The 24,822-nt window shown below is 66.1% G+C and carries 18 protein-coding genes; 5 read left to right on the forward strand and 13 right to left on the reverse strand.

All coding sequences use genetic code 11. The features are described from left to right. The first annotated feature begins 143 nt into the window (after positions 1-143). The gene (locus ACOABP_RS23775; protein ID WP_474228086.1) at positions 144-1,079 is read left to right on the forward strand and encodes a 2-hydroxyacid dehydrogenase; all 936 of its coding nucleotides are present in this window, start codon (positions 144-146) and stop codon (positions 1,077-1,079) included. On the opposite strand, the gene ACOABP_RS23780 is transcribed toward ACOABP_RS23775, so the two are convergent. Genes ACOABP_RS23780 through zwf form a run of 5 tightly spaced genes read right to left on the reverse strand, consistent with a single transcriptional unit; the run spans position 1,076 to position 6,375 of the window. Beyond that, the gene (locus ACOABP_RS23780) at positions 1,076-2,410 is read right to left on the reverse strand and encodes a sensor histidine kinase (protein WP_474228087.1); all 1,335 of its coding nucleotides are present in this window, start codon (positions 2,408-2,410) and stop codon (positions 1,076-1,078) included. The genes ACOABP_RS23775 and ACOABP_RS23780 overlap by 4 nt on opposite strands. Next, positions 2,410-3,150, reverse strand: coding sequence for a response regulator transcription factor (locus ACOABP_RS23785; protein WP_474228088.1), 741 nt, complete (start codon positions 3,148-3,150; stop codon positions 2,410-2,412). The genes ACOABP_RS23780 and ACOABP_RS23785 overlap by 1 nt, the downstream gene beginning before the upstream one ends. Before the next feature lie 12 nt (positions 3,151-3,162). Next, positions 3,163-4,152, reverse strand: a complete 990-nt coding sequence (locus ACOABP_RS23790) for a glucokinase (protein WP_474228089.1) — start codon at positions 4,150-4,152, stop codon at positions 3,163-3,165. Positions 4,153-4,180: 28 nt separating this feature from the next. Beyond that, positions 4,181-4,870 carry a 6-phosphogluconolactonase gene (gene pgl / locus ACOABP_RS23795; protein WP_474228090.1) on the reverse strand — a complete coding sequence of 230 codons (690 nt, stop codon included), beginning with the start codon at positions 4,868-4,870 and terminating at the stop codon, positions 4,181-4,183. 56 nt (positions 4,871-4,926) lie between these two features. Continuing rightward, the gene (gene zwf, locus ACOABP_RS23800) at positions 4,927-6,375 is read right to left on the reverse strand and encodes a glucose-6-phosphate dehydrogenase (protein WP_474230524.1); all 1,449 of its coding nucleotides are present in this window, start codon (positions 6,373-6,375) and stop codon (positions 4,927-4,929) included. A 329-nt stretch (positions 6,376-6,704) separates the two neighbouring features. On the opposite strand from zwf, the gene edd reads away from it, so the two are divergent. Both edd and ACOABP_RS23810 read left to right on the forward strand, forming a co-directional pair. Continuing rightward, complete coding sequence (gene edd / locus ACOABP_RS23805) at positions 6,705-8,531, forward strand: phosphogluconate dehydratase (RefSeq protein ID WP_474228091.1); 1,827 nt, start codon at positions 6,705-6,707, stop codon at positions 8,529-8,531. A gap of 392 nt (positions 8,532-8,923) precedes the next feature. Continuing rightward, a protein-coding gene (locus ACOABP_RS23810; RefSeq protein ID WP_474228092.1) for an IS3 family transposase occupies positions 8,924-10,092 on the forward strand; the annotation gives its coding sequence in 2 pieces (ribosomal slippage) (positions 8,924-9,191 and positions 9,191-10,092; 1,170 coding nt in all). 642 nt (positions 10,093-10,734) lie between these two features. Here ACOABP_RS23810 and ACOABP_RS23815 read toward each other — a convergent pair. The 5 genes from ACOABP_RS23815 to ACOABP_RS23835 all read right to left on the reverse strand — a co-directional run bounded on the left by ACOABP_RS23815 (position 10,735) and on the right by ACOABP_RS23835 (position 17,104). After that, entirely contained in the window at positions 10,735-11,658 is a 924-nt protein-coding gene (locus tag ACOABP_RS23815) for a mechanosensitive ion channel family protein (RefSeq protein ID WP_474228093.1), read from the reverse strand. Between the two features lie 183 nt (positions 11,659-11,841). Next, complete coding sequence (locus ACOABP_RS23820; RefSeq protein ID WP_474228094.1) at positions 11,842-12,756, reverse strand: helix-turn-helix domain-containing protein; 915 nt, start codon at positions 12,754-12,756, stop codon at positions 11,842-11,844. Positions 12,757-12,890: 134 nt separating this feature from the next. Beyond that, positions 12,891-14,186: an MFS transporter gene (locus tag ACOABP_RS23825; protein ID WP_474228095.1), complete on the reverse strand. Its 1,296-nt coding sequence runs from the start codon at positions 14,184-14,186 to the stop codon at positions 12,891-12,893. 191 nt (positions 14,187-14,377) lie between these two features. Then, entirely contained in the window at positions 14,378-15,970 is a 1,593-nt protein-coding gene (locus ACOABP_RS23830) for a peptide chain release factor 3 (RefSeq protein ID WP_066737635.1), read from the reverse strand. A gap of 138 nt (positions 15,971-16,108) precedes the next feature. Continuing rightward, positions 16,109-17,104 (reverse strand): YihY/virulence factor BrkB family protein, encoded by a 996-nt coding sequence (locus ACOABP_RS23835; protein ID WP_474228096.1) that lies wholly within the window; start codon positions 17,102-17,104, stop codon positions 16,109-16,111. A 1,411-nt stretch (positions 17,105-18,515) separates the two neighbouring features. Here ACOABP_RS23835 and ACOABP_RS23840 point away from each other — a divergent pair. Then, entirely contained in the window at positions 18,516-18,851 is a 336-nt protein-coding gene (locus ACOABP_RS23840; RefSeq protein ID WP_474228097.1) for a hypothetical protein, read from the forward strand. A 163-nt stretch (positions 18,852-19,014) separates the two neighbouring features. Here ACOABP_RS23840 and ACOABP_RS23845 read toward each other — a convergent pair whose 3' ends face one another. The 3 genes from ACOABP_RS23845 to ACOABP_RS23855 form a co-directional block, all read right to left on the reverse strand. Beyond that, positions 19,015-20,388: a sigma 54-interacting transcriptional regulator gene (locus tag ACOABP_RS23845; protein ID WP_474228098.1), complete on the reverse strand. Its 1,374-nt coding sequence runs from the start codon at positions 20,386-20,388 to the stop codon at positions 19,015-19,017. A 128-nt stretch (positions 20,389-20,516) separates the two neighbouring features. Next, positions 20,517-20,990, reverse strand: a complete 474-nt coding sequence (locus ACOABP_RS23850) for a hypothetical protein (RefSeq protein WP_474228099.1) — start codon at positions 20,988-20,990, stop codon at positions 20,517-20,519. A 613-nt stretch (positions 20,991-21,603) separates the two neighbouring features. Then, positions 21,604-22,965, reverse strand: coding sequence for an NCS2 family permease (locus ACOABP_RS23855; protein ID WP_474228100.1), 1,362 nt, complete (start codon positions 22,963-22,965; stop codon positions 21,604-21,606). A gap of 311 nt (positions 22,966-23,276) precedes the next feature. Between ACOABP_RS23855 and ACOABP_RS23860 the strand changes: the two genes are divergently transcribed. Beyond that, positions 23,277-23,480 carry a cold-shock protein gene (locus ACOABP_RS23860; RefSeq protein WP_066737667.1) on the forward strand — a complete coding sequence of 68 codons (204 nt, stop codon included), beginning with the start codon at positions 23,277-23,279 and terminating at the stop codon, positions 23,478-23,480. Positions 23,481-24,822 lie beyond the last annotated feature (1,342 nt).

A 24,822-nucleotide genomic window follows, 5' to 3' on the forward strand; every position in this document is an offset into this window, starting at 1 on the left:
GCGTACGTCGGCACACGGTGCGCGCCGTCTGATAATCGCCCAGAACCGCCAGGCGGCCGCAAGCAGGCCACGGCATGCGGGCATAGAATGTGGCGTCGGCCTGGCCGACCTCCACAACAAAACTCCTCGTCTCGCTGTCACGCATGAAGCCCGCCCTGCTCGTCCTGGTCCAGCTCGAACCGGGCCACCTCGCCCTTGTTTCCCAGCAATACGACGTTGTCTACGCGCCCAGCGCCGCCCAGCGCGCCGAGGCCGTCGCCAGTGCCGGCGGCTCGTTCCGCGCCGTGCTGAGCAATGGCACCACCGGCATCACCGCCGCCGAAATCGATGCCATGCCGAAGCTCGAACTGGTCTGCGCGCTTGGCGCCGGCTACGAGAACATCGACATCGCCGCATGCAAGGCGCGCGGCATCGCCGTGGGCAATGGCGCGGGTACCAACGACAGCTGCGTGGCCGATCACGCCATGGCGCTGCTGCTGGCCACCGTACGCCGCGTGCCGGCGCTTGACCGTGCCACGCGCGACGGCGTCTGGCGCAATGCGCTTCCGCTGCCGCCCAACCTGTCGGGCAAGCGCCTGGGCATCGTGGGGCTGGGCACCATCGGCCGCCGCATCGCGCAGCGCGGCCAGGGCTTCGACCTGGAGATCGGATATCACAACCGCAGCCCGCGCGCCGACGCACCGTTCCAGTACTTTGCCAATGTGATGGCACTGGCCGAATGGGCCGACTATCTGGTCATCGCCACGCCCGGCGGCGCCGAGACGCGCCATATGGTCGATACCCCGGTGCTGCGCGCGCTGGGTCCGTCCGGCTACCTGGTCAATATCGCGCGCGGCAGCGTGGTGAACACCGCGGCACTGGCCGACGCCCTGCGTGCCGGCGAAGTCGGCGGCGCGGGCCTGGATGTCTATGAAAGCGAGCCGAAGCCGCCGGTGGAACTGTTCGATTGCCCCAACGTCGTGCTGACGCCGCACGTGGCCGGCTGGTCGCCCGAAGCCGTGCTGGCGTCGGTGACCCAGTTCATCGAGAACGCCCGCCGGCACTTTGCCGGCGAGCCGCTGGTGGCCCCGGTGAACTAACCGACGGCCGGGAAGACCACGCGCACGCGCAAGCCCGGCGCCGCGTCTTCCAGCGCCACGCGGGCGCCGTGGGACTGCGCCACTTCGTCGACGATGGCCAGTCCCAGCCCGCTGCCACCCGTTGGCGCATCGGGCACGCGATAGAAGCGGTCGAACACGCGGGCACGTTCGTCGGCAGGAATGCCGGGGCCGTTGTCGGCGACCACCAGTTCGATGCCCTGCGCGGTGTGTGCCACGGCCACGTCGATGCGGCCGCCCCGCGGGATATAGTGCAGCGCGTTGTCCACCAGGTTGGTCAGCAGGATGCGCAGTGCGTCGGCGTCGCCCCGGATCGTGACCGGCCCGTTGGCGCTACTGTCCTCAAGCCCCAGGTCGATATCGCGGTCGACGGCCGCCTGCGACATCTCGACCACCACATCGCTCGCCAGCGTGCGCAGGTTCACCGGCTCGTGCGGCGGCGGCGCGGCACCCGGTTCCTGCCGGGCCAGCGTCAGCAACTGGGCCACCAGGTGCGTCAGCCGCTCCAGCCCCTGGCGCAGTTGCCCCATTGCCTCCTGCCTGGCCTCGGCGCTGGGCGCGCGCTCCACCAGCTGGGCCTGCAGTTGCAGGGCGGTCAGCGGCGTGCGCAGCGCATGCGCGGCGTCGGCCACAAAGGCGCGCTGCGTGTCGATGGCATGGGACAGCCGCGCCAGCAGCTGATTCAGCGCATCGGAAAGCGGCGCGATTTCGTCGGGCATGGCGCGTACGGCCAGCGGCGCCAGCGTGTTGGCATCGCGCGCCCGCACTTCGTTGGCAATCTCGCGTAGCGGCCGCAAACCCCGCCCCACGGCCATCCACACCAGCCATGCCAGCAGCGGCAGCAGCAACAGCAGTGGCGCCACGGTACGCAGCGCCATATGGGCGGCCAGTGTGCGCCGCGCGCTGAGCGGCTGCGCGATCTGCACCACCGCCGGCCCAAGCTGCACGCTGTAGATCCGCCATTCGCCCGATTCGGTGCGGGCATCGGTGAAGCCCAGTTCCGCGCGCTGCGGCAAGGCCGGGTGCGCATGAGACAGATAGAGGCTGCGGCCAGAGCCATCCCAGATATGGATCACCACGTCCTCGTCGGCATGCAGCAGGTCGGCCCCGGTGGCGCTGTCGGGCTCGAACGGCTGCGCCACGGGGGCGCTGAACTGGCTCGGCAGCGCGGCGGCCACCTGCTTCATCTGGTAGTCGAACAGCGCGTTGGCTTCCTGCCGCGCCTGGCCGTAGATCAGCGCCGTCGCCACGGCAATGCCGGCCGCCAGGCCCGCCGCCAGCCACCACAGCAGCGTACGTTGGATCGATCGCATCAGTCAGGCGTTCCTTCCGCGCGGGCGGCGCCATCGGAGCCATCGGCGCCTTCCCGGCCGTCCAGCTGTGGCATCAGGTAGCCCACGCCCCGGATGTTGCGGATCAGTGCCGTGCCGAACTTGCGCCGCAGCGCGTGGATATAGACTTCCACCGTATTACTGCCCACTTCGTCGTCCCAACCGTAGAGCCGCTCCTGCAGTTGCGGGACCGACCAGACCTTGCCGGGCCGGGCCATCAGCGCCGACAGCAGCGCGTACTCGCGTGCCGACAGCCGCACCGGCGTGCCCGCCTGCGTGGCTTCGCGCGTGGCCGGGTTGAGCACGATATCGCCATAGCGCAGCACCGGCTCGGCCCGCCCTTCGGCGCGGCGCGCCATCGCGTGCATGCGCGCCACCAGTTCCTGCAGGTCGAACGGCTTGATCACGTAGTCGTCGGCCCCCGCATTGAGTCCGGCCACGCGGTCGGCCACGGCATCGCGGGCCGTGACGATCAGGACCGGGGTGCGGACGTTGCGCGCCCGCAGGGCCTTCAGCACATCCAGCCCCGAGCGGCGCGGCAGGCCCAGGTCCAGCAGCACCAGGTCATAGCCGCCATCGGCGCGCGGGCCGTGCTGGTCTGACGCGGCGTCAAGCCCCGCATCGCCATCGGTAACCCAGTCCACCGTAAAGCCTTCCTGGCGCAGCGCCACCTTCACGCTTTCGCCAATCATGGCGTCGTCTTCCACCAGCAATACACGCATGTTCGTCGGGATTCAGGAATGGGCGTGGCGCATGTCGCCTTCTAGCCGGTCTGCCAGCGCGCGCGCCAGCCCCGGCAGCGCCGGGAACTCGGCCACGATCACATAGACCGGGATATCGGCCAGATACTGGCCCATGCGGCCCTTGTCGACAAAGCGCGCGTTGAACGGCGACGTGCGAAACGCCTCGACAAAACGCGGCACAATGCCACCGCCGATATACACGCCGCCACGCGCGCCCAGCACCAGCGCGATATCGCCGGCCACCGAGCCCAGCAGGCCGCAGAACGCATTGAATGCACGGCGGCACAGCGGGTCGTTCTGCTTCAGGGCGCCTTCCGTAACCTGCGCCGGCGTCAGCGGTTCGGCCAGAAGCGTACCCATTTCTGCGGACAGCGCGGCGTGGATATGCGAGAGGCCCATGCCCGACAGCAGGCGCTCGGCCGACACCCGGCCAAGCTGGTCGTGCGCGGCGTGCCACGCAATCCATTCGTCGTCGGTCGCGGGCATGACCTCGATATGGCCGCCCTCGCCGGCCAGCGCCACGGCACCGCCGCCGGGCGCCGGTACCAGCCCGGACACGCCCAGCCCGGTACCCGGCCCGATCAGCGCACGCGGCGCGGTGGCCACCGGGCTGCCCGGGCGCACCGGCGCCAGATCGCCGGCGGGCAGGTAGGGCAGCGCCAGCGCCAGCGACGTGAAGTCGTTGATGGCAACCAGCGTGTCCAGTGCCAGCGCCTGGCGCATGGCCTCGATCGAGAACGCCCAATTGTGGTTGGTCAGCTTCACGTGGTCGCCGGTCACCGGGTTAGCCAGGCCGATGGCCGCGTGGCCGGGCCGCTCGCCGTCGGCCAGCGTCGACATGTACAGCCGCATCGCCGCCTCCAGCGATGCATGGTCGGCCACCTTGTAGGCCGTGACCTCGCCGATACGCATCGGCGCGGTTTCCAGGGCAAAACGGACATTGGTGCCACCGACATCGGCAAGCAGGCGCGGATAGGTCATGGCAGGAAAAGGGTTGCGGGAGGGGGCGTCATTGCGCCTCGGTCCGGAAGATATCGACCCCGCGCCGATGGCGCGCCAGCACCACGCTCACCGGCAGCGCCGGCGTTGGGGCCTGCAGCGCGCGCTCCAGCACGGCGTTCTTCTTTTCGCCGGTGATCGCCAGGAACGTGCGCTCGGCCGCCAGCAGCGCGGCCAGGTTCAGCGTCACACGCGCGTGCGGCGCCATCGACGGATGCGTGACCAGGTAACGCGGTTCCGGGTCCGACAACCCGGTCTGCAACTCGGGCGCATCGGGAAACAGCGAAGCCGTATGACCATCCTCGCCCATGCCCAGCACCACCACATCGGGCTGCTGGAACGACGCGTTGAGCCGCTGCACCGCCTGCAGCGGCGCGGCGGCCTCGGCCTCGTCGCGGATCAGCGGCACCCAGCCGGCCACGCCAGCCCCTTCGCGCAACAGGTGGTTGCGCACCAGCGCGCCGTTGCTGTCGGGGTGGTCGGGCGGCACCGCACGCTCGTCCACCAGCGTGACGGTCACGGCCTCCCAGCGGATCGGGCGATAGCGCAGCCGGTCGAACATCGGCACCGGCGACTTTCCGCCCGACACTGCCAGCACGGCCCAGCCCTTGGCCTTGATGACGAGCTCCAGCGCATGGCTGACGGAAATCGCCAGCGACTCGGCCTGGTCCATCAGCGTGGCATGTTCGAACTGGCGCATGGCCGGGCTCCTTGTCAGTCAGTGGTGGATCGGTTCGGCACGGGGCCTGGCGGGGGTCAGACTTCCTCGTGCCAGAGCGCGCCATCGCGCGACATCAGCGCGGTGGACGCCGCCGGCCCCCAGGTGCCGGCCGTGTACTGCTTGGGCGGCACGGTGCTGGCGTCCCAGGTATCGATGATCGGTTCGACCCAGCGCCACGCCTGCACCTGCTCGTCGCGGCGCACGAACAGGCCCAGCCGGCCGCGGATCACGTCCAGCAGCAGGCGTTCGTAGGCGCCCGCACGGCGCGTCTTGAACGAATTGGCGAAGTCCAGATCGAGCGAGGTGGGCGTCAGCTCCAGCGTGTCGCCCGCCTGCTTGACCAGGAAGTACAGACGGATGCTTTCCTCGGGCTGCAGCCGGATCACCAGCCGGTTCTGCGGCGACAAACCCAGCGGCTTGGGGAAGATGGCGTGCGGCACGTCGCGGAAATGCACCACGATCTCGGCCACGCGCGACTGCATGCGCTTGCCCGTGCGCAGGTAGAACGGCACCCCTTCCCAGCGCCAGTTGGCGATTTCGGCCTTGATCGCAACGAAGGTCTCGGTGCGGCTGTCGGCGGCAATGCCCTGCTCTTCCAGATAGCCCACCACCGGCTTGCCGGCGATGGCGCCCGAGCGGTACTGGCCGCGCACGGTTTTCTCGGCCACGTCGGCCGGCTGGATCGGCTTGAGCGCCTTCAGGATCTTGATCTTCTCGTCGCGGATCGCGTCCTCGCTGAGGCTGGCCGGCGGCTCCATCGCGACCATGCACAGCAGCTGCAGCAAGTGGTTCTGCACCATGTCGCGCAGCGCGCCGGTGCGGTCGTAGAAGTCGCCGCGCGTTTCCACGCCCAGTTCCTCGGCAATGGTGATCTGCACGTCCTGCACCCACTCGCGGCGCCACAGCGGCTCGAACAGCGCATTGCCAAAGCGGATCGCCATCAGGTTCTGGACCGATTCCTTGCCCAGGTAGTGATCGATCCGGTAGATCTGGTCCTCGGCAAAGTACTGCGCCACGGCCGCGTTGATGGCCTCGGACGACTCAAGGTCGTGACCAAGCGGCTTCTCCAGCACCACGCGCACGTTGGGCGTGTTCAGGCCGGTGCGGGCCAGCTGTTCGCAGATGGGGACGAAAATATGCGGCGCGGTGGCAAGGTAGCAAACCACCACCTCGGGCTTGCGGGCCAGCACTTTCTCGGCCAGCGCATCGAAGTGGGCCGGCTGGCGCGCATCGGCCTGCACGTAGCAGATGCGGTCCAGGAACGATGCCCAGGCCTCGGGCGGCGCATGTTCCAGGCCGGGGCGCACGGTATCTTCCAGCGTGGCCTTGTACTGCTCGGTGGTCTGCGGATGGCTGCCGGTGGCGAGGATACGCGCCGACGGATGCAGCACGCCACAGCGGTGGGCGTCAAAAAGGGCCGGCAGCAGCTTGCGCCGCGCCAGGTCTCCGGTGCCTCCAAACAGCACCATGTCGAAATCGGGCATGCTCACCCTGGGCTCCTTGCGGGGTATCGCGGAATGCGAGCGGAATGCGTGGGGGAATACGCGCCCCGGCATCTACTAAGTGCCGCCGGGCGGCGCATTGGTTCCAGTGATGTTACGTCACTCGTGGCCGCTTGGACAGGCACGCGCGCCGCCAGGCGGAACATGCGTACCCGTTTCTGCGTACCATCGGTGTGACCGAAGGTCGATGCGGAACATCCTGCCCGCACATCGATCCCATCTGCTGATAGCCAATGGCGATGACGCCGCGATGACGGTGGCGTCCGGATTTTTCGGCTACGCTGAAAAGCGCCCTTTCAGGAGATCTCCCCATGCCCCGCCACCCCGTTCTGGAGAAGGTCACGGCCCGCATCGTGGCCCGCAGCGCCCAAACCCGCCAGGCCTACCTGGACCGCACCCGTGCCATGGCCGGGCAAAAGGTCGAACGCGCCAATATCTCGTGTACCAACCTGGCGCACGGTGTGGCCGCCATGCCCGACGAGGCCAAGATCCGGCTCAAGGCGCAGGAGCGGCCCAACCTGGCCATCGTCTCGGCCTACAACGACATGCTGTCGGCCCACCAGCCGCTGCAGGCCTATCCGCAATGGCTCAAGGAAGCCGCGCTCGAGGCAGGCGGCACGGCGCAGTTCGCGGGCGGCACGCCCGCCATGTGCGATGGCGTGACGCAAGGCCAGGACGGCATGGACCTGTCGCTGTTCTCGCGCGACGTGATCGCCATGGCCACCGCCGTGGCGCTGTCGCATCAGATGTTCGACGGCGTGCTGTGCCTGGGCGTATGCGACAAGATCGTGCCGGGGCTGGTGATGGGCGCGCTGTCGTTCGGGCACCTGCCCGCGGTGTTCGTGCCCGGCGGCCCGATGACCACGGGCATGAGCAACGACGAGAAGGCCCATATCCGCCAGCGCTTTGCCGAAGGCAAGATCGACCGCGCCGGCCTGCTGGAAGCCGAGACCCGGTCCTACCACGGCCCCGGCACCTGCACGTTCTACGGCACGGCCAACTCGAACCAGATGCTGATGGAGATCATGGGCCTGCACCTGCCGGGCACGGCCTTTATCAATCCGAACACGCCGCTGCGCGAGGCACTGACACGCGAATCGGCCCGCCAGGCGCTGCGCCTGGTGCACGGCGGCGAGCACTACACGCCGATTGCCGACGTGCTGGACGAACGCGCGTTCGTGAACGGCATCGTCGGACTGGTCGCCACGGGCGGTTCCACCAACCACACGCTGCACCTGATCGCCATGGCCCGCGTGGCCGGCATCCAGCTGACGTGGGACGACTTCCACGAGCTGTCGGCCACCGTGCCGCTGCTGGCGCGCGTGTACCCGAACGGCAAGGCCGACGTGAACCAGTTCCAGGCGGCCGGCGGGCTGTCGCTGGTGATCCGCGGCCTGCTATCGCTGGGCCTGCTGCACGACGACGTGAAGACGGTCGTCGGCCGGAGCCTTGGCGACTACACGCGCGAGCCCGCGCTGCGCGACGGCAAGCTGACATGGGTCGATGGCCCGCAGGCATCGCTCGACGACACCATCGTGCGCACGGCTGACGCGCCGTTCGCGCCCGATGGCGGCATCAAGCTGCTCGACGGCAAGCTGGGCCGCTGCGTGATCAAGACGTCGGCGGTCAAGCCCGAGCACCAGGTAGTGGAGGCCCCGGCCATCGTGTTCCATCATCAGGACGACGTGCTGGACGCCTTCAAGCGCGGCGAACTGGAGCGCGACTTCGTGGCGGTGCTGCCGTGGCAGGGCCCGGCCGCCTGCGGCATGCCCGAGCTGCACAAGCTGACGCCCACGCTGACGCTGCTGCAGGATCGCGGCTTCCACGTGGCGCTGGTCACCGACGGACGCATGTCCGGCGCATCGGGCAAGGTGCCCGCCGCCATCCACGTGTGCCCCGAGGCATTGTCAGGCGGCGCCATCGGCAAGGTTCGCACCGGCGACCTCGTTCTGGTGGATGCGCCTGCCGGCATACTGACCGTGAAGGTCAGCGATGCCGAATGGGCAGCCCGCACCCACGACGCACCCGACCTGACGGCCAACCGCCACGGCGTGGGCCGCGACCTGTTCGCCGGCTTCCGAAAGCATGTGGGAACGGCCGAGACGGGCGCGTGCTCGTTGTTTGCTGACGAGGGGTGAGCTGTTGCCACGGGGATGATTTCTCCCCTCTCCCGCACGGCGGGGAGGGGTTGGGGGAGAGGGCGTCGAGCTTCTGCTTGCCGATCTGTCTCAATTTGAACCGCCGGGCCCTCTCCCCCGGCCCCTCTCCCACAAGTGGGAGAGGGGAGAAACAAGCCGGATGAGCGCGAGAGTCTTCCTGTTGTCGCGGGGATGATTTCTCCCCTCTCCCGCACAGCGGGAGAGGGGCTGGGGGAGAGGGCATAGCGCTGCTGCTTGCCGATCTGTCTCAATTTGAACCGCCGGGCCCTCTCCCTTACCCCTCTCCCACAAGTGGGAGAGGGGAGTGTAGTGGTCCAATTTCCTCAGACAGGTCGATAGGTGGAAAATCACGATCGACGAGGAAAGACGACATGACAAAGCAACGCCGCAAGTTTGACGCTGCCTTCAAGCTGGAGGTAGTCCGGATGATCCGGGATCAGGGCCTATCGGTCGCCGAGGTTTGCCACACGATGGCGATTGGCGAGACCGCCTTACGGCGCTGGCTGGTCCAGTACGACCTTGAAGTGGCTGGCGGCAAGGGAGTGGGCAAGCCGCTGACGCCTGAGCAGCAGCGCATTCGCCAGCTCGAAGAGGAAAACCGCCGCCTGAAGGAGGACAACCTGATCCTAAAAAAGGCATCGGCCTTCTTCGCCCGCGAACTCAAGTGATCTATCGAGTGGTTAGCGGATTGCAGAAGGAGGCGATCTCCATCAGTCGGGCATGCCGGGTGTTGGGCGTGAGCCGGGCGGGGTATTACGCGGCCGGGCGAGAGCCTGCCACCAAGGAGAAGGCCTTGCGGCAGGCGGTGTATGTGCGGGCGGCGTTCGAGGCCAGCGGACGTACCTACGGCAGCCGGCGCGTGGCGCAGGATTTGGACAGGCAGGGGGTGAAGATCGGGCGCTATCGGGCCCGCACGCTGATGCGCCAGGAGAATCTGCACCCGGTGTGGAAGCGCAAGTTCGTGGCGACGACTGACAGCCGGCATGGCAGGCCGGTGGCGCCGAACGTGCTGAGCAGACAGTTCAGGCCCGCACAGCCCAACCGGGCCTGGGTGTCGGACATCACGTATGTACGCACGGGGGAAGGCTGGTTGTATCTGGCGGTGGTGTTGGACCTGTATTCGCGCAAGGTAGTGGGCTGGGCCAGCGCAGCGGCCATGCCCGCCGCGCTGGTGGCGTCGGCCTTGAAGATGGCCATCCTGCAGCGCAATCCGGCGCCCGGACTGATAGTGCATTCGGACCGGGGCAGCCAGTATGCAAGCGAGGAGTACCAGGGATTGCTGGCGCGCCACGGCCTGGTTTGCAGCATGAGCCGGGCCGGCGATTGCTGGGATAACGCTGTAGCAGAACGCTTCTTCCTGAACCTGAAGATGGAGCGCGTCTGGCAGAGGCGGTACGTCGACCGGGCCGAAGCCCGGCGCGACATCACGCAGTACATCGTGGGTTTCTACAACCCGGTGCGCTTGCATTCGACACTGGGCTACACGTCGCCAACAGACTACGAGGACAAGTTCCAACAGACCACCCTAATACCTGTCTGAAAAAACTTGACCACTACAGAGAAACAAGCCGGATGAGCGCGAGAGTCTTCCTGTTGCCACGGGGATGATTTCTCCCCTCTCCCGCACGGCGGGAGAGGGGCTGGGGGAGAGGGCGTCGAGCTTCTGCTTGCCGATCTGTCTCAATTTGAACCGCCGGGCCCTCTCCCCCGGCCCCTCTCCCACAAGTGGGAGAGGGGAGAAACAAGCCGGATGAGCGCGAGAGTCTTCCTGTTGCCACGGGGATGATTTCTCCCCTCTCCCGCACGGCGGGAGAGGGGCTGGGGGAGAGGGCGTCGAGCTTCTGCTTGCCGATCTGTCGCAATTTGAACCGCCGGGCCGTCTCCCTTACCCCTCTTCCACAAGTGCGAAAGGGGAGAAACAAGCCGGATGAGCGCAAGAGTCTTCTCGTTGCCGCGAGGGTGGTTTCTCCCCTCTCCCGCACGGCGGGAGAGGGGCTGGGGGAGAGGGCATAGCGCTGCTGCTTGCCGATCTGTCTCAATTTGAACCGCCGGGCCCTCTCCGTACGAGAGGTGCGAAACAAGCCGGATGAGCGCGAGAGTCTTCTTGTTGCAGCGACAAACTACCGCAACATACAAAAAGCGTACCCGTTTCTGCGTACCGCTCGCGTACCCCTCGTGTTCCTCAATTCGGCTTTCCCGACCCCGGCAGCCGCCCCCGGAACGCCTTGCCGCGTCCGTCGCCGTGGCCCGCTTCGGCCGTCTCCGCCTCGTCGATGTCTGGCACGCGCACTTCCTGCACCGGCACGGCAATGCGGCAGCCGGCCGCCTCCACCGTGGCCTTCAGCTTCGCGTACAGCGCGAACTGCACGCTCCAGAAATCGTCGTTCGACGTCCAGTAGCGCGCATTCAGCGTGACGCCGCGCTCGGTGTAGCGCACCACCATGACCTCGCGTCCAGGCTTGGGCAGCAGCCGTTTCTCGCTGTCGAGCATGGCCGCCAGCGCATCCAGGCCAGCCTGGATCGGACTGTCGAAGGTCACCGTGACCTCCATGTCCATGCGGCGCGTGGGGTTCTCGCTGTAGTTCATGATCGAACTGCCCCAGATCTTGCCGTTGGGCACGCGCAGGCAGACGCCGTCGAAGGTCTGCAACTCGGTCATGAACAGGCCGGTCTCGCGCACCGTGCCCGCCACGCCCTGCGCATCGATGTACTGGCCCACGCGAAACGGCCGCAGCAGCACCAGCATGATGCCCGCCGCGATGTTCTGCAGCGTGCCCTGCAGCGCCAGGCCGATGGCCAGCCCGGCCGCGCCAAGCATGGCGATGATGCTGGCCGTCTGCACGCCGAACTGCGACAGCACCAGCACAACGGTCAACACGCGGATCACCCATTGGACGATGCTTGCCAGCATGGGCCGCAGCGTGTCGTCGACGTGGGTGTGCTGCAGTGTCTGCCGCAGCGCCCGCGCGGCCCGTGCGGACAACCACCATCCGATGATCAGGATGGTCAGGGCGGCCAGGCAGTTGAGGCCCTGGCTGATGGCGAACTGGGTCAGGTAAGCCCAGGTGGCTTCCAGCTTGGCGTGATCGATGAAATTCAGCTCCATGCGTCGGCTCCGGGTGTCAAACCCCGCGAGACACGCGAAGGACGTGCCAGCCCGTGGTGCCGGCGCGGCAAAAGCGTACCCGTTTCTGCGTGATGCATGGCAGCGCAATGGCTCGCGGGGCATGCCCAAAGACGCGCCCCGGACATCACAATCGTCCTCGGCGGGGCATACCGTGTGCAAGATTTACAACGTGGCTGAAATTTCTGCCGCAGTGCGCCATTGGCCCGGTGTCAGGCCGAAGGCCGCGCGAAAGCGGTTGCTGAAGTGACTGGCCGAGGCAAAGCCCGCGTGGCTGGCTACCTGCTGAAGCGACAGCCGGCCATCGGCCAGCAGCGACTGCGCCCTGTCCAGCCGCGTGCGCATGACCCAGGCATGCGGTGCCATGCCGAACGACACCCGGAACATCCGCGCGAAGTGAAATTCCGACAGACCCGCCACTGCGGCCAGTTCGCCCAGGGTCGGATTTTCGGCGGGATGGGCGTGGATCCAGTCGGCCACGCTGCGTCGGGCCTGCGCCGACAGCCCGCCACGCCAGTCCGGCAACGGCTTGCGCGCGCCATGCGACAGCAGCAGTTGCGTCACGGCCCGGTGCGCCAGCGCGTTGCCGATCATGCGGCTGTCCGGGTCCTGCCAGTCCAGCGCAACCAGCTGGCGCGACAACGCCACCAGCACGGCATCGTCGGCGAACAGCCGGTCCTGCAGCTGCAAGGCGCGGGGTTCGGTATCCAGCACGCGCACGCAGTGCCAGGCCAGATGCTCGGGCTGGAAATAGAGGTGCAGGAAGCGCTGCGTGCCGCCCACATGCCAGGCCGACTCATGCCCGGCCGGTAGCAGGCAAAGCCGGTCGGGGCCGCCCTTGCGATCGGGCACGTCGCGGCGATAGGTGGAATATCCGCCTTCGAGGTACACCGACATCGTGTGGTGCCCGGGCCGGGCGTAGGCCGTGTCGTCGTGGCGGTTGCGCCAGAGCGCCAATCCCAGGCCATCACCGAGCACGCAGGCGCGTTCCAGCGACGCCCGCGATTGCGTGAGCGCGGAGAACACGGCGTTTCCGGCGAGCGGCTGGGGGTGCTGGAGCAACTGGGGCAAGGCTGGCATGGTGTGACTCTAATCCAATCCGGCCCGCCTGCGGACGGCCGTACGGGGGATTTGCGGCGTCGCAGAAATGGGTACGCTCCGACATGGAAAAAGGGCGGCCAGGCCGCCCTCTCCAAGGTTTGCGCCGTGCCGCATCAGCGTGCCGGGGCGGCCTTGCTGCCGGACCCTTCTGCCCCCTGGGGGCCGGTCGGGTGGTCGTGCAGGCGGTCCCGGTTGGTCAGCATCGGGAACAGCTTCATCCATGCCGCCACCACCAGGATCGTGCCGGCGCCGCCCAGCAGCACCGCGCCCACCGGGCCGAGCAGCGCTGCCGTGACGCCCGATTCGAACTCGCCAAGCTGGTTGGATGCCCCGATGAAGACCGAATTGACCGCGCCAACGCGACCGCGCATGTCGTCGGGGGTATCGAGCTGCACCAGCGTCTGGCGCACCACCACGCTGATCATGTCCGACGCGCCCAGCACCACCAGCGCTGCCATCGACAACGGCAACCACGTCGACACGCCGAATATCATCGTCGCTACGCCAAAAATGGCGACCGCGCCAAACATCACACGGCCCACACGGCGGTTCAGCGGATGGCGGGCCAGCCACAGCGCCGTCACCAGCGCACCGATGGCCGGCGATGACCGCAGCAGCCCCAGGCCCCAGGGGCCGGTATGCAGGATGTCGCGCGCATAGATCGGCAGCAGGGCCGTGGCGCCGCCGAGCAGCACCGCGAACAGGTCCAGCGACACCGCGCCCAGCAGCACCTGGTGGCTGCGGATATAGGCAAAGCCGGCGAACAGCGTCTTGATGCTGACCGGCGCGGTCAGGCGCTGCGCGGCCTGGCGCAGCTTGAGCGTGAACACCAGCACCGCGGCGATGGCAAACAGCACCGCGCTGATCGTGTAGACCACGCCCGCGCCGGCCACATAGGCAAACCCGCCCAGCGCCGGGCCGATGATGATGGCGGTCTGGGCAGCCGAGCTTGCCAGCGCCACCGCGCGCGGCAACTGCCGGGGCGTGACCACGCTGGGCAGCAGCGCCTGCAGCGTGGGGGTCTCGAAGGCCCGGCAGCCGCCAATGGCCGCCACGAAGAAGAAGATGTGCTCGCTGGTCACCCAGCCCGAGAAGCTGGCGACGGCCATCGACGCGGCAATGACTGCTTCCAGCATCTGGCAGGTGCGGACGATGATGCGGCGGTCGAAGCGGTCGGCCACGTGGCCGGACATCAGCATCAGCACGATGGATGGCAGGAACTGCACCAGCCCCACCATGCCCAGCATGAACGGATCGCGCGTCAGGTCATACATCTGCCAGCCCACGGCCACCGTGAAGATCTGGTAGCCAATGGTGGTGCAGAGCCGGGCAAACCAGAAATGCCGGAAAGCGGGGTCACGGAAGACGGAATCCGGCTCGTCGGCCGGTAGCGCGGGGGCGTTGGACATGAGGCAGGAAGCGCCCTGAGGGCGCGGCAGGCAGGCAATGTACGCAGTCGCGTACAAAGCTCAGGATTCTAGCCCAGTCGGCGGCATTGCGCCGCGCTGGTGTTGTATCGTTGCCGACACAATGAAGTTATCAACACACCGCATCAAGGCCATCCCGACCCCATTGCGGGATCGGGACAGGGCCAGCCGGATCAGGCGATCTCGCGCGTTTCCAGGAAGCGGATGTTCGGGAAGCGCTCCTGCGTCAGGCGCAGGTTGACCATGCTGGGCGCCAGGTAGACGTGATCGCCGGCACCGTCGATGGCGACGTTGTGGCCGTTCTTGTCGATCAGCTTCTCGATTTCGGCCGGATCGCCCTTGAGCCAGCGGGCCGTGGCGCATTCATGCGACTCGAAGATCGCATCGACGCCGTACTCGTGCTCCAGGCGGTGCGCCACCACGTCGAACTGCAGCATGCCGACGGCACCCAGCACCAGTTCGTTCGACATCAGCGGACGGAACATCTGCGTGGCGCCCTCTTCGGCCAACTGCTGCAGACCCTTCTGCAGCTGCTTGACCTTCAGCGGGTTGTTCAGGCGGGCGCGGCGGAAGAATTCCGGCGCGAACGACGGGATGCCCGTAAAGCGCAGCGGCTCGCCTTCGGTGAATACGTCGCCCAGGCGGATCGTGCCGTGGTTGGGTACGCCGATGATGTCGCCGGCGTAGGCTTCCTCGGTGGTGTTGCGGTCCTGCGCCATGAACGTGATGGCGTTGTTGATCGCCACGGTCTTGCCCTGCGACACATGCAGCAGCTTCATGCCGCGGTCGAAGCGCCCCGAGCACACACGCACGAACGCGATGCGGTCGCGGTGGCGCGGGTCCATATTGGCCTGGATCTTGAACACGAAGCCGCTGAACTTGCCTTCCTGCGGCTCCACGGTACGCGATTCGGTCGCGCGGGCCAGCGGCGGGGGCGACAGTTCGCACAGGGCGTCCAGCAGCGACTGCACGCCGAAGTTGTTGATCGCCGAGCCGAAGTACACCGGGGTTTGCTTGCCCGCCAGGAACGCTTCGCGGTCGAACGTGTGCGACGCGCCGCGCACGAGTTCGATCTCCATGCGCAGTTCGTCGGCCTGCGACCCCAGGATGCGGTCCAGTTCGGGATTGTCCAGCCCGTCGAGTATGGCGGCGGTACCCTTCTCGCCCTTCGGGTCGAACAGCTGCACCTTGTCGTCGATCATGTGATAGACGCCGCGGAACGCCTTGCCCATGCCGATCGGCCAGGTCATCGGCGCGCACTGGATCTTGAGCACGTCCTCGATTTCGTCGAGCAGTTCGATTGGCGAGCGGCCCTCGCGGTCAAGCTTGTTGATGAACGTGAGGATCGGGGTGTCGCGCAGGCGGCAGACGTTCAGCAGCTTGATGGTCTGGGCTTCCACGCCGTTGACCGAGTCGATCACCATCACGGCCGAGTCCACGGCCGTCAGCGTACGGTACGTGTCTTCGGAAAAGTCCTCGTGGCCCGGCGTGTCGAGCAGGTTCACGATGTTCTCGGGCTCGTTCGGGCGCGACTGGTACGGGAACTGCATCACCGACGACGTCACCGAGATGCCGCGCTGCTTTTCCAGTTCCATCCAGTCGGATGTGGCATGGCGATCGGCCTTGCGCGCGCGCACTTCGCCGGCCACCTGGATGGCGCCGCCGAACCACAGCAGCTTCTCGGTCAACGTGGTCTTACCCGCATCCGGGTGGGAAATGATGGCAAACGTGCGACGACGCGCAATTTCGGAAACGAGCGAACTCACGGCTTCAGGAATCGGGTAAGGGCGATGGGCGAAAGGCGCCCGGGCGGGGCGCTGGCGCCGCCGGAGTACGTTCGGGCGGGCACCAGGGGCCTGGGAGCAACCCGGGACGCGTCCCGGGGATCGGATTGGGGCGCTATTTTACCGGTTCGCGGTGCCGGCCGGGGCGTGGGCTGCCGGACCACGGTTTTCGCGCGCCGGATCGTGCCCTCGCAGGCTGCCGAACTGCAACGCATACTGGCGCGTCAGTTCGGCGCCAAAGAAGAAAATCTGTGCCGAGTAATACACCCAGAGCATCAGTGCCACGACCGACCCGGCGGCGCCATATGACGATGCCACCGCGCTGTTACCCAGATACAGGCCAATCAGCCGCTTGCCCACCGAGAACAGCAGTGCCGTGATGATGGCCCCCATCAGCACGTCTCTCCATGCGATCCGCACGTTCGGCAGCATCTTGAAGATCGTGGCGAACAGGGCGGTGACCACGGCGAACGAGAAGGCCGTGGAAATGGCGTCGGCCACGGGCGCGAACCACGAAGCCGTCCACAGTTGCCCCCAGAAGCGGTTGACCACGGCCAGCGCCGCGTTGACCACCAGCGACACCAGCAGCATGAACGCCAGGGCCAGCACGATGCTGAACGACAGCATGCGCGCCCGCAGCAGCTTCTTCCATCCGGCCCCGATGGGCGGCGGTGCCTGCCAGATATCGTCAAGGCTGCTCTTCAGCTCGGCAAACGCGCTCGTGGCGCCGACAATCAGGATGCCGAACGCGATCATCGCCGCAATGCCGCTGCCGCCGGCCCGATGCGTGGCGGCCAGGATGCCCTGGATGGCGGCGGCACCCTGCTCGCCCACCAGCCCGTTAAGCTGCGCGAAGATCTCGCCGCGCGCGGCTTCGGCGCCGAAAAACAGCCCGGCGATGGAAATGACCATCACCAGGATCGGCGCCAGCGAAAACAGCATGTAGAAGGACAGCGCCGCGCCCTTGCTGGCGGCGCGATGGTCAAGCCACGACATGATGGCGGCCGATACCACGCGTACGGTGCGGCTGCCGGTATGGCGGTCGGGCAGCCAGCCGCCGCGCTGGGGGCTGGGGGGCGATCGATCGGGCTTCTCGGGCACGTTTTCTGGAGGCATGCCGGGTGGCGTCCTTGAGTGGGCTGGTGTCGGGCTGAATTCTGACTGGCCGGGACGAAAGACCAGGCTGGCCTGGCACCTTGGGCCCTGGCCCGGAGCTTCGCCCATGTGGCGCATCCTGTCTGTCAGCCGGCGTCTGATGCGTGCGTTCATCATAGTTCGCTTGGCCGGCGGCGAACACGTCTGCCTGCTACAGTTGATCAAGGCACACATGCCGGACCGGTCGCGCCAGGTACGCTTGCCGGCACGCGCTGTTCCGGCCCCGAACAGGAGCCTTACGTGATCCTAACCTTGAACGGCCAGCTCTCCACTGCTCGCGCGGCCCGCGTCCGGGTGCGCGTTCCTGCCCGACTGATGCCGTGCCTGATGCTGTGCCTGGCAATGCTGTCGGGCTGCGAACGCAACCAGCAGCCAGGGCCAGGGCCCAAACCGATGTCGGGCAGCGCCGCGGTGACTCCAGCCACCTCCCCTGGCACCAACGCGACAACCGCCGCCTCGGGCGCACCGGCCGCACCGCGCTAGCAACCGGGCGCAGTCTCGACACACTCCCGGCGCGCTTCCTGCGCACCGCCGAAGCGTACCCATTTCTGCGGGCCGGCTGCGGTTTCAGTGATGCAACCGGATGCACGCCCCGTCGGCGGGCAAGATCCGGCGTGGCCGGATAGCCGACAAGCCGGCCGGCGCCCGGCGGTTCTGCCCCGAAAAGCAGACACACCTGTCTCTTTCGCGCCTTGCCGGCTACCCCGCTCCCACCTTGGCACCTTCCCTGGCATCGCCCGACACCCCATCGGCCTGTCTGCCATGAGCGCGATCGGCGCCCAGGGCAGGCAGGCGAAGTTTCATCCGTGACAGGCCTACGCGGTCTGGCGTCCGCATGTCGTAACAGCGGCGTAACCGATTGCGGCCGCCAGCGCGTCATGGCGCGCGACATACGACGCTCAATCGGCCGGCAACCCTTGTAAAACAAGCGTTTGCACTTGATTGGCACACTTGTCGCTCTGTTCCGGCTGGGAGAAGTACGAGTCCAATAACAAAGATGGTCATAGAACGCAGGAGAAGACACTGCCATGCGTCATCCACCAGCCCGAATGACGGCGCGCCGCCGCGCCTATCGGCTCGCAGGCCCGCCCCCGTCCGTCAGGGAACTGCTCTCGCCGCCCCTGCTTCCGTCTCCGCGCCAGACCACGCGGCCCGTCACGTCGTTTTGCGCCACGGCCCAGCGCAGCACGGCCGCGCCTGCCAGCCGGCAGCGCAACGGGCATGCCGGCTGCTGACCAATCTGGCCTGGCAAATGACGGGAAACAGGCTTTCGGGAAAGCGCCCGTTGCTTTTTGGCGCGCGCGCACCTAAACCGCTTTACGTGCTCCGTCCCCCGGCGGGCACCTTTTTCCAGCAAGGGAGGGAGCCACCCATGTACGCCAGAGTTTTCGCCACCATCGCAGTGGCATTGCTCTCGACCGCAGCCACATCGGCACTGGCGGGCAACTATGCCTATTTCGACAGGCCGGAGGACGCGAACCTGAACAGTCATGCGGCAGTCAGCAACGATATCTATGTGCGGGCATTCGGCTGGGCCTGGGGCGATGTCCGCTTCAAGCCCGACCAGACGCCAGCACAACCCGCGCAACCCGCCGAACGGCAGGCGCGCGACTACATCACCGATCCGCACGACGTGTCGCCGGGGCGTCTGCAGCACGATGACAGCGCGCCCCCACGCGGGCGCCGTGGCAAGGTCAGCATGAGCTAGGCCTCTGACCGGCCGATTCTGCGCGGGCCAAGCCGCGCCAGCCTTCCGCCGCTGTCCGGGCGGAAGGACGAAGGGGATCCGGCGAGCGGACGTCGCCGGATCCCCCTTGGCGCCACGCACCTGCCGTGGCGGTTTGTCTTCGCGGTCTGCCCCGACGTTCCCGCTAGTCTCCCGATGCGCCAGGCTGCAGGTCCACGCGGATATTGTGCTTGTGCATCAGCCGATACAGCGTCACACGCGACACGTTGAGTTCGCGCGCAGCCGGCACCACGTGGAAGCCATGGCTGGCCATCACCGTGCGGATGGCTTCGCGCTCGGCCTCCTCGCGAATCGCATCGAGCGTCTTGCGCGGGACGTCCACCCCTCCATGCAATTGCAGGTCCTCGGCGGTGATCTTGCGGTTGTCGGTCATCACGATCGCACGCCGCACGCGGTTGATCAGCTCGCGCACATTGCCGGGCCACGTGTATTGCATCATTCCCTGCGTCGCACACGTGGAGAATCCGCGGATGCGGCGATCGGCCTCGTGCCCATGCTCGGCCAGCACTGCATTGGCCAGCAGCAGGATGTCCTCGCCACGCTCGCGCAGGGGCGGGATGGTGAGCGTCAGCACGCAAAGCCGGTGGAACAGGTCGGAGCGGAAGCGGCCATCGCCCTGCGCCGCCACCAGGTCCACGTGCGTGGCCGAGATGATGCGCAGGTCCAGCGGAATCGACTGATGGCCGCCCAGGCGCGTGATCGTGCCCTGCTGCAGGAAGCGCAGCAGCGCCACCTGGCTTTCCAGCGGCAGGTCGCCGATTTCGTCAAGGAACAGCGTGCCGCCCTGCGCCTGCTCGATCCAGCCGATCTTGCGCTGGTTGGCGCCGGTGAAGGCGCCCTTCTCGTAACCGAACAGTTCGGACTGCACCAGGTGCGATGGAATGGCGCCGCAGTTGATCGCCACGAACGGCCCCTTGCGCCGGCTCGATGCCTCGTGAATGGCCTGCGCGGCCAGTTCCTTGCCGGTGCCCGATTCGCCGGAGATGAACACCGGGGCATCGTTGTGCGCCACCTTTGCCAGCGACCGGAACATGGAGCGCATCGGCTGGCATTCGCCGATCATCGGGCCACGCGTGGTCTGTTCGGGCATTCGCGCGCCGTGCAGGCAGGCCATGCCGTGGGCATGCTTGAGCGTGTAGAGCAGTTCATCGAACGAAAACGGCGTGCGCACGTAGTCCACGCAATAGTCGCGGATCATCCGCCGTACGCGTTCGTCCTCGAGCATGGCCGTCGACGTGATGGCCACCCACATGACATGCAGATGCTGCAGCCCCTGCTCGAGCTGCGTCAGTTCGGCGTCGCTGTACGGCGTCTGCAGGTCGATGATGCCGGCCATCGGCGCGCTGCCGCGCACCGCGCGCTCCAGGTCTCGCACCTGTTGCACGCGCCGGATTTCCCAGCCTGATCCAAACTGGTTCGCGCTGAAACCAAAATCTTCATAGCGTGACACGAGCACGATCTGTGCGGTGCGTGCCGGCGCCTTGCACAGTCGGTCCATGACGTTCTCCCTGACGTTGGGCTTCTTGTTGGTAGCAACAGCACCAGCGGAACGCGCGGCCACGGGCCATTCGGCCCGGTCCGGTTCCGCTGGCTGCGCGGGCTGGCCCGCGCGCAACGTCTGGGGGATCACGGTGCGGACAGACTGCGTGAAGGGTCTTCGAGCACGCTGGCACGGTCACCGCCCGCGCACAATTCGTCGCGGATTCGTCGGCGCACCATGTCCTTTTCGCGCATCAGCTCGATGCTGGGCGACTCCGGTTTCTGGCCCGAATACTGGTAGTACAGCGCCTTGTACGTGAGCTGGCTCAGGATCCATTCCTGCAACAGCAGGCGCTGGCGGCACAGTTCGTCGGCCAGCAGGCGATGGCGCTGCAGCAGGCCCTCGACTGCGGCGCGGGTGCGCGGCGAGACCTCGCGGTCTTCTGCGAGCACGGTGGCAACGTCGGTGATGGCGTAGTCCTCGAGCCCTCTTTCGCTTCCTTCTTGCAGCGCGATGTCTGCGGAGGCTTCTCCCAGGGCGCTCCATTTGCCATGCGCCGGCTGGCTGCCAGGCTGGCTGATGGGCCCGATGGCGGGACGCCGGATTTCTCCTGCGGTCATGATCTGTTCCCCGTTGAACAACATCCCCCGGCACTACACGTTCGCGTTTACCACTTTCTGTTCTGGATTTGAGCTGTCTTTGTCTGGTGCGCATGTGTACCGCGCACTCTTTCTTTCGTGGTGGCGAAGCCGTCCTGCGGTGGACGGTCTCATGGCGGTCGGCCTCTTTCTGGTGCTACCGGCGGGCCTGGCCGCTTGCTCATGGGTACGGTCGATACAGGTCGACAGTCCCGGATCCCGGAGTCAACAAAGGGCGCTCTTGCGCGCCCTCAAATTTTTGCCACGCCTCTAGTTCAGTGCATTTCACCCCTTTTGTCCAGCCCGGAATGTTGGCTTTCGGCCAAGTCTCATACTTTTGTATGAGACTTGAGAGCGGCTTTTGGTCTCGGTTATTAGGTTAATGAGTCCTTACATTCGCCGCAGAAACGGGTACGCCGTCACGTTACCCGACGACCGTTTGATACGCAGAAACGGGTACGCGGACATTCATCGGCATCGCCGGATGTCATCGTTTCCATTTTGAATATGAAGAACCGCCTCCACCAAAGAAAAAAGGGATGGCGTTTCGGCCATCCCCCTTGTTTCATGAAACCTGCGCGCTGTCAGTGTCCAATCAGTGTCCGGGTAGATAGTAGAACTTGAACAGGAACACCGCGGCAATGATCCACGCCATCAGCGGCACGTCCCTGGCGCGGCCGGTCAGCAGTTTCAGCACGGCATACGAGATGAACCCGAACGCCACACCGTTGGCAACCGAGTATGTGAAAGGCATGCCCAGCGCGGTCAGGACAGCCGGAACCACTTCGGTGACATCGCTCCAGTCGATATCGACCAGCTCGCGCAACATCAGGCATGACACATACAGCAGTGCCGGTGCGGTGGCATAGGCCGGGACCGTCCCGGCGAGCGGCGCGATGAACAGGCATGCCAGGAACAGCACGGCCACGGTGACCGCCGTCAGGCCGGTTCGGCCGCCGGCCTGCACGCCCGATGCGCTTTCGATATAGGCAGTGGTGGAGGACGTACCCAGCAGCGAGCCCGCCATGATCGCGGTGCTGTCGGCCATCAACGCCTTGTTCAGGCGGTCCATCTTGCCGGCCTTGAGCAGTCCCGCGCGGTTTGCCACGCCCATCAGCGTGCCCGTGGCGTCGAACAGCTCAACCAGGAAGAACACCAGCACCACGTTGACGATGCCAATCGACAGCGCGCCCGAGATGTCGAGCTTGAACAGCGTCGGCGAGATCGACGGCGGGGCCGACACCACGCCGTGGAACTGGTTGCCCGCGAAGATGAAACTGAGCACCGTGGTCAGCAGGATACCGATCAGGATGGCGCCCTTCACCTTGAGGCGATCCAGCGCGACGATGGCAAAGAAACCGATGATCGCCAGCACCGCCTGCGGCTGGTGCAGGTCGCCGATGGTCACCAGCGTTGCGGGATTCCCGGCGATGATGCCCGCGCTGTGCAGCGCGATGATCGCAAGGAACAGGCCGATGCCCGCGGTGATCGCTCCGCGAATCGCCGGCGGGATGCCTTTGACAATGGCCTCGCGCACGCGAAACAGCGTCACCACCAAAAACAGGCAACCTGAAATGAACACTGCGCCCAGCGCGGCCTGCCACGGCAGGCCCATGCCCTTCACCACGGTGTAGGCAAAGTAGGCGTTCAGCCCCATGCCCGGCGCCATGGCAATCGGGTAATTGGCGTAGAAGCCCATGATCAGCGTGCCGATGGCGGCGGCCAGGCACGTGGCCACGAAGACAGCATCCTTTGGCACGCCGGCATCGCCGAGGATGCTGGGGTTCACGAAGATGATGTAGGCCATCGTCAGGAACGTGGTCACGCCGGCCAGCACTTCGGTTCGCACATTCGTGTTGTGCTCGCGCAGGCGGAAGATGCGTTCGACGAGGCTCGATGGCGCCGTGGCCGATGAGGGATGGGTGCTTGGCCGTGGGGCCTGTTCAGGGGTGGACATAGTGTCTCCAGGTGCTCGGGCGACGCGTGCGACACATGTGGCCATGTGCCGTGTTGACTCGACAATGCGGAAAAGGCCGGATCATCCCACAAGGCGCCATGTGCAGCCAGCCCAGTCCGGGGAATTCCCTGCCTTGACGAGATTGGCATTCCCCCGTATAAATCTCCGCCAGATTCAAGCGACGAGGCAACAGTTCATTCGTTAGCCACCGTCTTGGTACTTCGGTTGTCCATGGTGTCCTTTCCTTGAGTTGGCAATACGGTGGTGTGCGCACCATCGGTTTCTTTTTTATTTTTTTGGAAAGCAATACCATGCAAACCGGTATCGTCAAGTGGTTCAACGACGCCAAGGGCTTTGGCTTCATCAAGCCGGACGCCGGCGGTGACGACCTGTTCGCGCACTTCTCGGAAGTTCGCGTCGAGGGCTTCAAGTCGCTGCAAGAAAACCAACGCGTGTCGTTCGAAGTGAAGAACGGCCCGAAGGGTCTGCAAGCGGCGAACATCACGCCCGTGTAAGGCCCGAAGCACGCGCGCTCCGGCGCGCGTCGAGCCAGAAAACCCGCCTCGGCGGGTTTTTTTTCGTCCGTACGTAGCGCGTGACGTTCCGCGGGCTGTGGATGTGGCGGATCTGCCAGCCATCCCTTCCCTCGTCTTTCCTGCCGTATGTGCCTGGCCGCTCGCATCGGGCCTCAGGCTGCACGCCTCTCACTATTTCCATCCGCCCCCCCCCGAACGCTACTCGCGCAAGTTCGCAGAAACGGGTACGCATTGCCCCGGCGCCTCGATTTTCAACCACGCAGAAACGGGTACGGTTGACGTATCGCGCCCGCAGAAATGGGTACGGCCTGCCGCTATCGCGGCTGCGACTGTCACCTGATTACAACAAGGCTCGTGCAACGCAGAAATAGGTACGCTTTTTGACTCCATGAGACGAATGAAGCATTCGGCTAGGGCAGTTATCCCGCCTATTGTTTCAGCACCGCAGTTTTCCCCGCAGATTTGGGTTCGCTCGCCCGTTGGCGTACGTATACGTCGAAGTGCTCGCGATGCGACGCAGAAACGGGTACGGTTTTCGCGGCCGGGCGGCCGCAGAATTGGGTACGCAGGTGGATGACATACGGCTTTCCGATGTCTTGGAGCACTTGGGCCATATCGGCCGGCCGCGCAGAAATGGGTACGCTTGTGGTCAACGCCTGCCTGGCATCCAGCCCGCCAAGTGGGGGCTTGCTCCACGTATACGTCTTGCGGGATCGCGGATGTATACGTGGCGAGGGTGCGTTCCGCCGATATAGCCTCGCAGAATCAGGTACGCCCTGCATGGGAAGTGCCGGATTTCGGCACGCAGAAATAGGTACGCTTTGACGCATTCCGGCCTTGAACTGCCAAGCACGCAGATTTGGGTACGCCGCAGAAACGGGTTCGACAGAGGCTTGCCGGGGCCTGCAACCCTGTATACGCAGAATCAGGTTCGCTTTTGGGCCTATTGGCCGCAGAAACGGGTACGCGCTGCGCGCGTTTCAACAGTTCCAGGCAGGATTGCGTACCCAATTCTGCGGGGATAAGCCGCGCCAGGCACTGGGTTCTGTCCCTGCGAGAGGTCGTTCGCGCGCCGGTGCGCAGAAACGGGTACGGCCGGCGCTCGTTTTCCTGTGGAAAAGCCTGTGGGATCAGTGACTTATCCCCGCAGATTCCGGTACGGTGTTTGCGCTGAAACGGGTTCGGTTTGTCGCAGATTCGGGTTCGGGCTGGCGCAGAAACGGGTACGGAATGCCGCAGAAACGGGTACGGAGAGGGGGGAAAAGGGCTTTGCAATCAATGGGCTTGGCGCTCCGTATACGGTTTACGAGTAGTTAACCCG

Source organism: Cupriavidus sp. HE11 (assembly GCF_056097175.1).

Bases quoted from the DNA above. Each gene is read 5' to 3' on its own strand.
- ACOABP_RS23790 (WP_474228089.1), bottom strand. From the start codon at position 4,152: ATGACCTATCCGCGCCTGCTTGCCGATGTCGGTGGCACCAATGTCCGT.
- ACOABP_RS23840 (WP_474228097.1), top strand. From the start codon at position 18,516: ATGTACGCCAGAGTTTTCGCCACCATCGCAGTGGCATTGCTCTCGACC.
- ACOABP_RS23845 (WP_474228098.1), bottom strand. From the start codon at position 20,388: ATGGACCGACTGTGCAAGGCGCCGGCACGCACCGCACAGATCGTGCTC.
- ACOABP_RS23820 (WP_474228094.1), bottom strand. From the start codon at position 12,756: ATGCCAGCCTTGCCCCAGTTGCTCCAGCACCCCCAGCCGCTCGCCGGA.
- ACOABP_RS23785 (WP_474228088.1), bottom strand. From the start codon at position 3,150: ATGCGTGTATTGCTGGTGGAAGACGACGCCATGATTGGCGAAAGCGTG.
- ACOABP_RS23860 (WP_066737667.1), top strand. From the start codon at position 23,277: ATGCAAACCGGTATCGTCAAGTGGTTCAACGACGCCAAGGGCTTTGGC.
- ACOABP_RS23775 (WP_474228086.1), top strand. From the start codon at position 144: ATGAAGCCCGCCCTGCTCGTCCTGGTCCAGCTCGAACCGGGCCACCTC.
- ACOABP_RS23780 (WP_474228087.1), bottom strand. From the start codon at position 2,410: ATGCGATCGATCCAACGTACGCTGCTGTGGTGGCTGGCGGCGGGCCTG.
- ACOABP_RS23825 (WP_474228095.1), bottom strand. From the start codon at position 14,186: ATGTCCAACGCCCCCGCGCTACCGGCCGACGAGCCGGATTCCGTCTTC.
- zwf (WP_474230524.1), bottom strand. From the start codon at position 6,375: ATGCCCGATTTCGACATGGTGCTGTTTGGAGGCACCGGAGACCTGGCG.
- ACOABP_RS23850 (WP_474228099.1), bottom strand. From the start codon at position 20,990: ATGACCGCAGGAGAAATCCGGCGTCCCGCCATCGGGCCCATCAGCCAG.
- ACOABP_RS23815 (WP_474228093.1), bottom strand. From the start codon at position 11,658: ATGGAGCTGAATTTCATCGATCACGCCAAGCTGGAAGCCACCTGGGCT.
- ACOABP_RS23835 (WP_474228096.1), bottom strand. From the start codon at position 17,104: ATGCCTCCAGAAAACGTGCCCGAGAAGCCCGATCGATCGCCCCCCAGC.
- ACOABP_RS23855 (WP_474228100.1), bottom strand. From the start codon at position 22,965: ATGTCCACCCCTGAACAGGCCCCACGGCCAAGCACCCATCCCTCATCG.
- pgl (WP_474228090.1), bottom strand. From the start codon at position 4,870: ATGCGCCAGTTCGAACATGCCACGCTGATGGACCAGGCCGAGTCGCTG.
- edd (WP_474228091.1), top strand. From the start codon at position 6,705: ATGCCCCGCCACCCCGTTCTGGAGAAGGTCACGGCCCGCATCGTGGCC.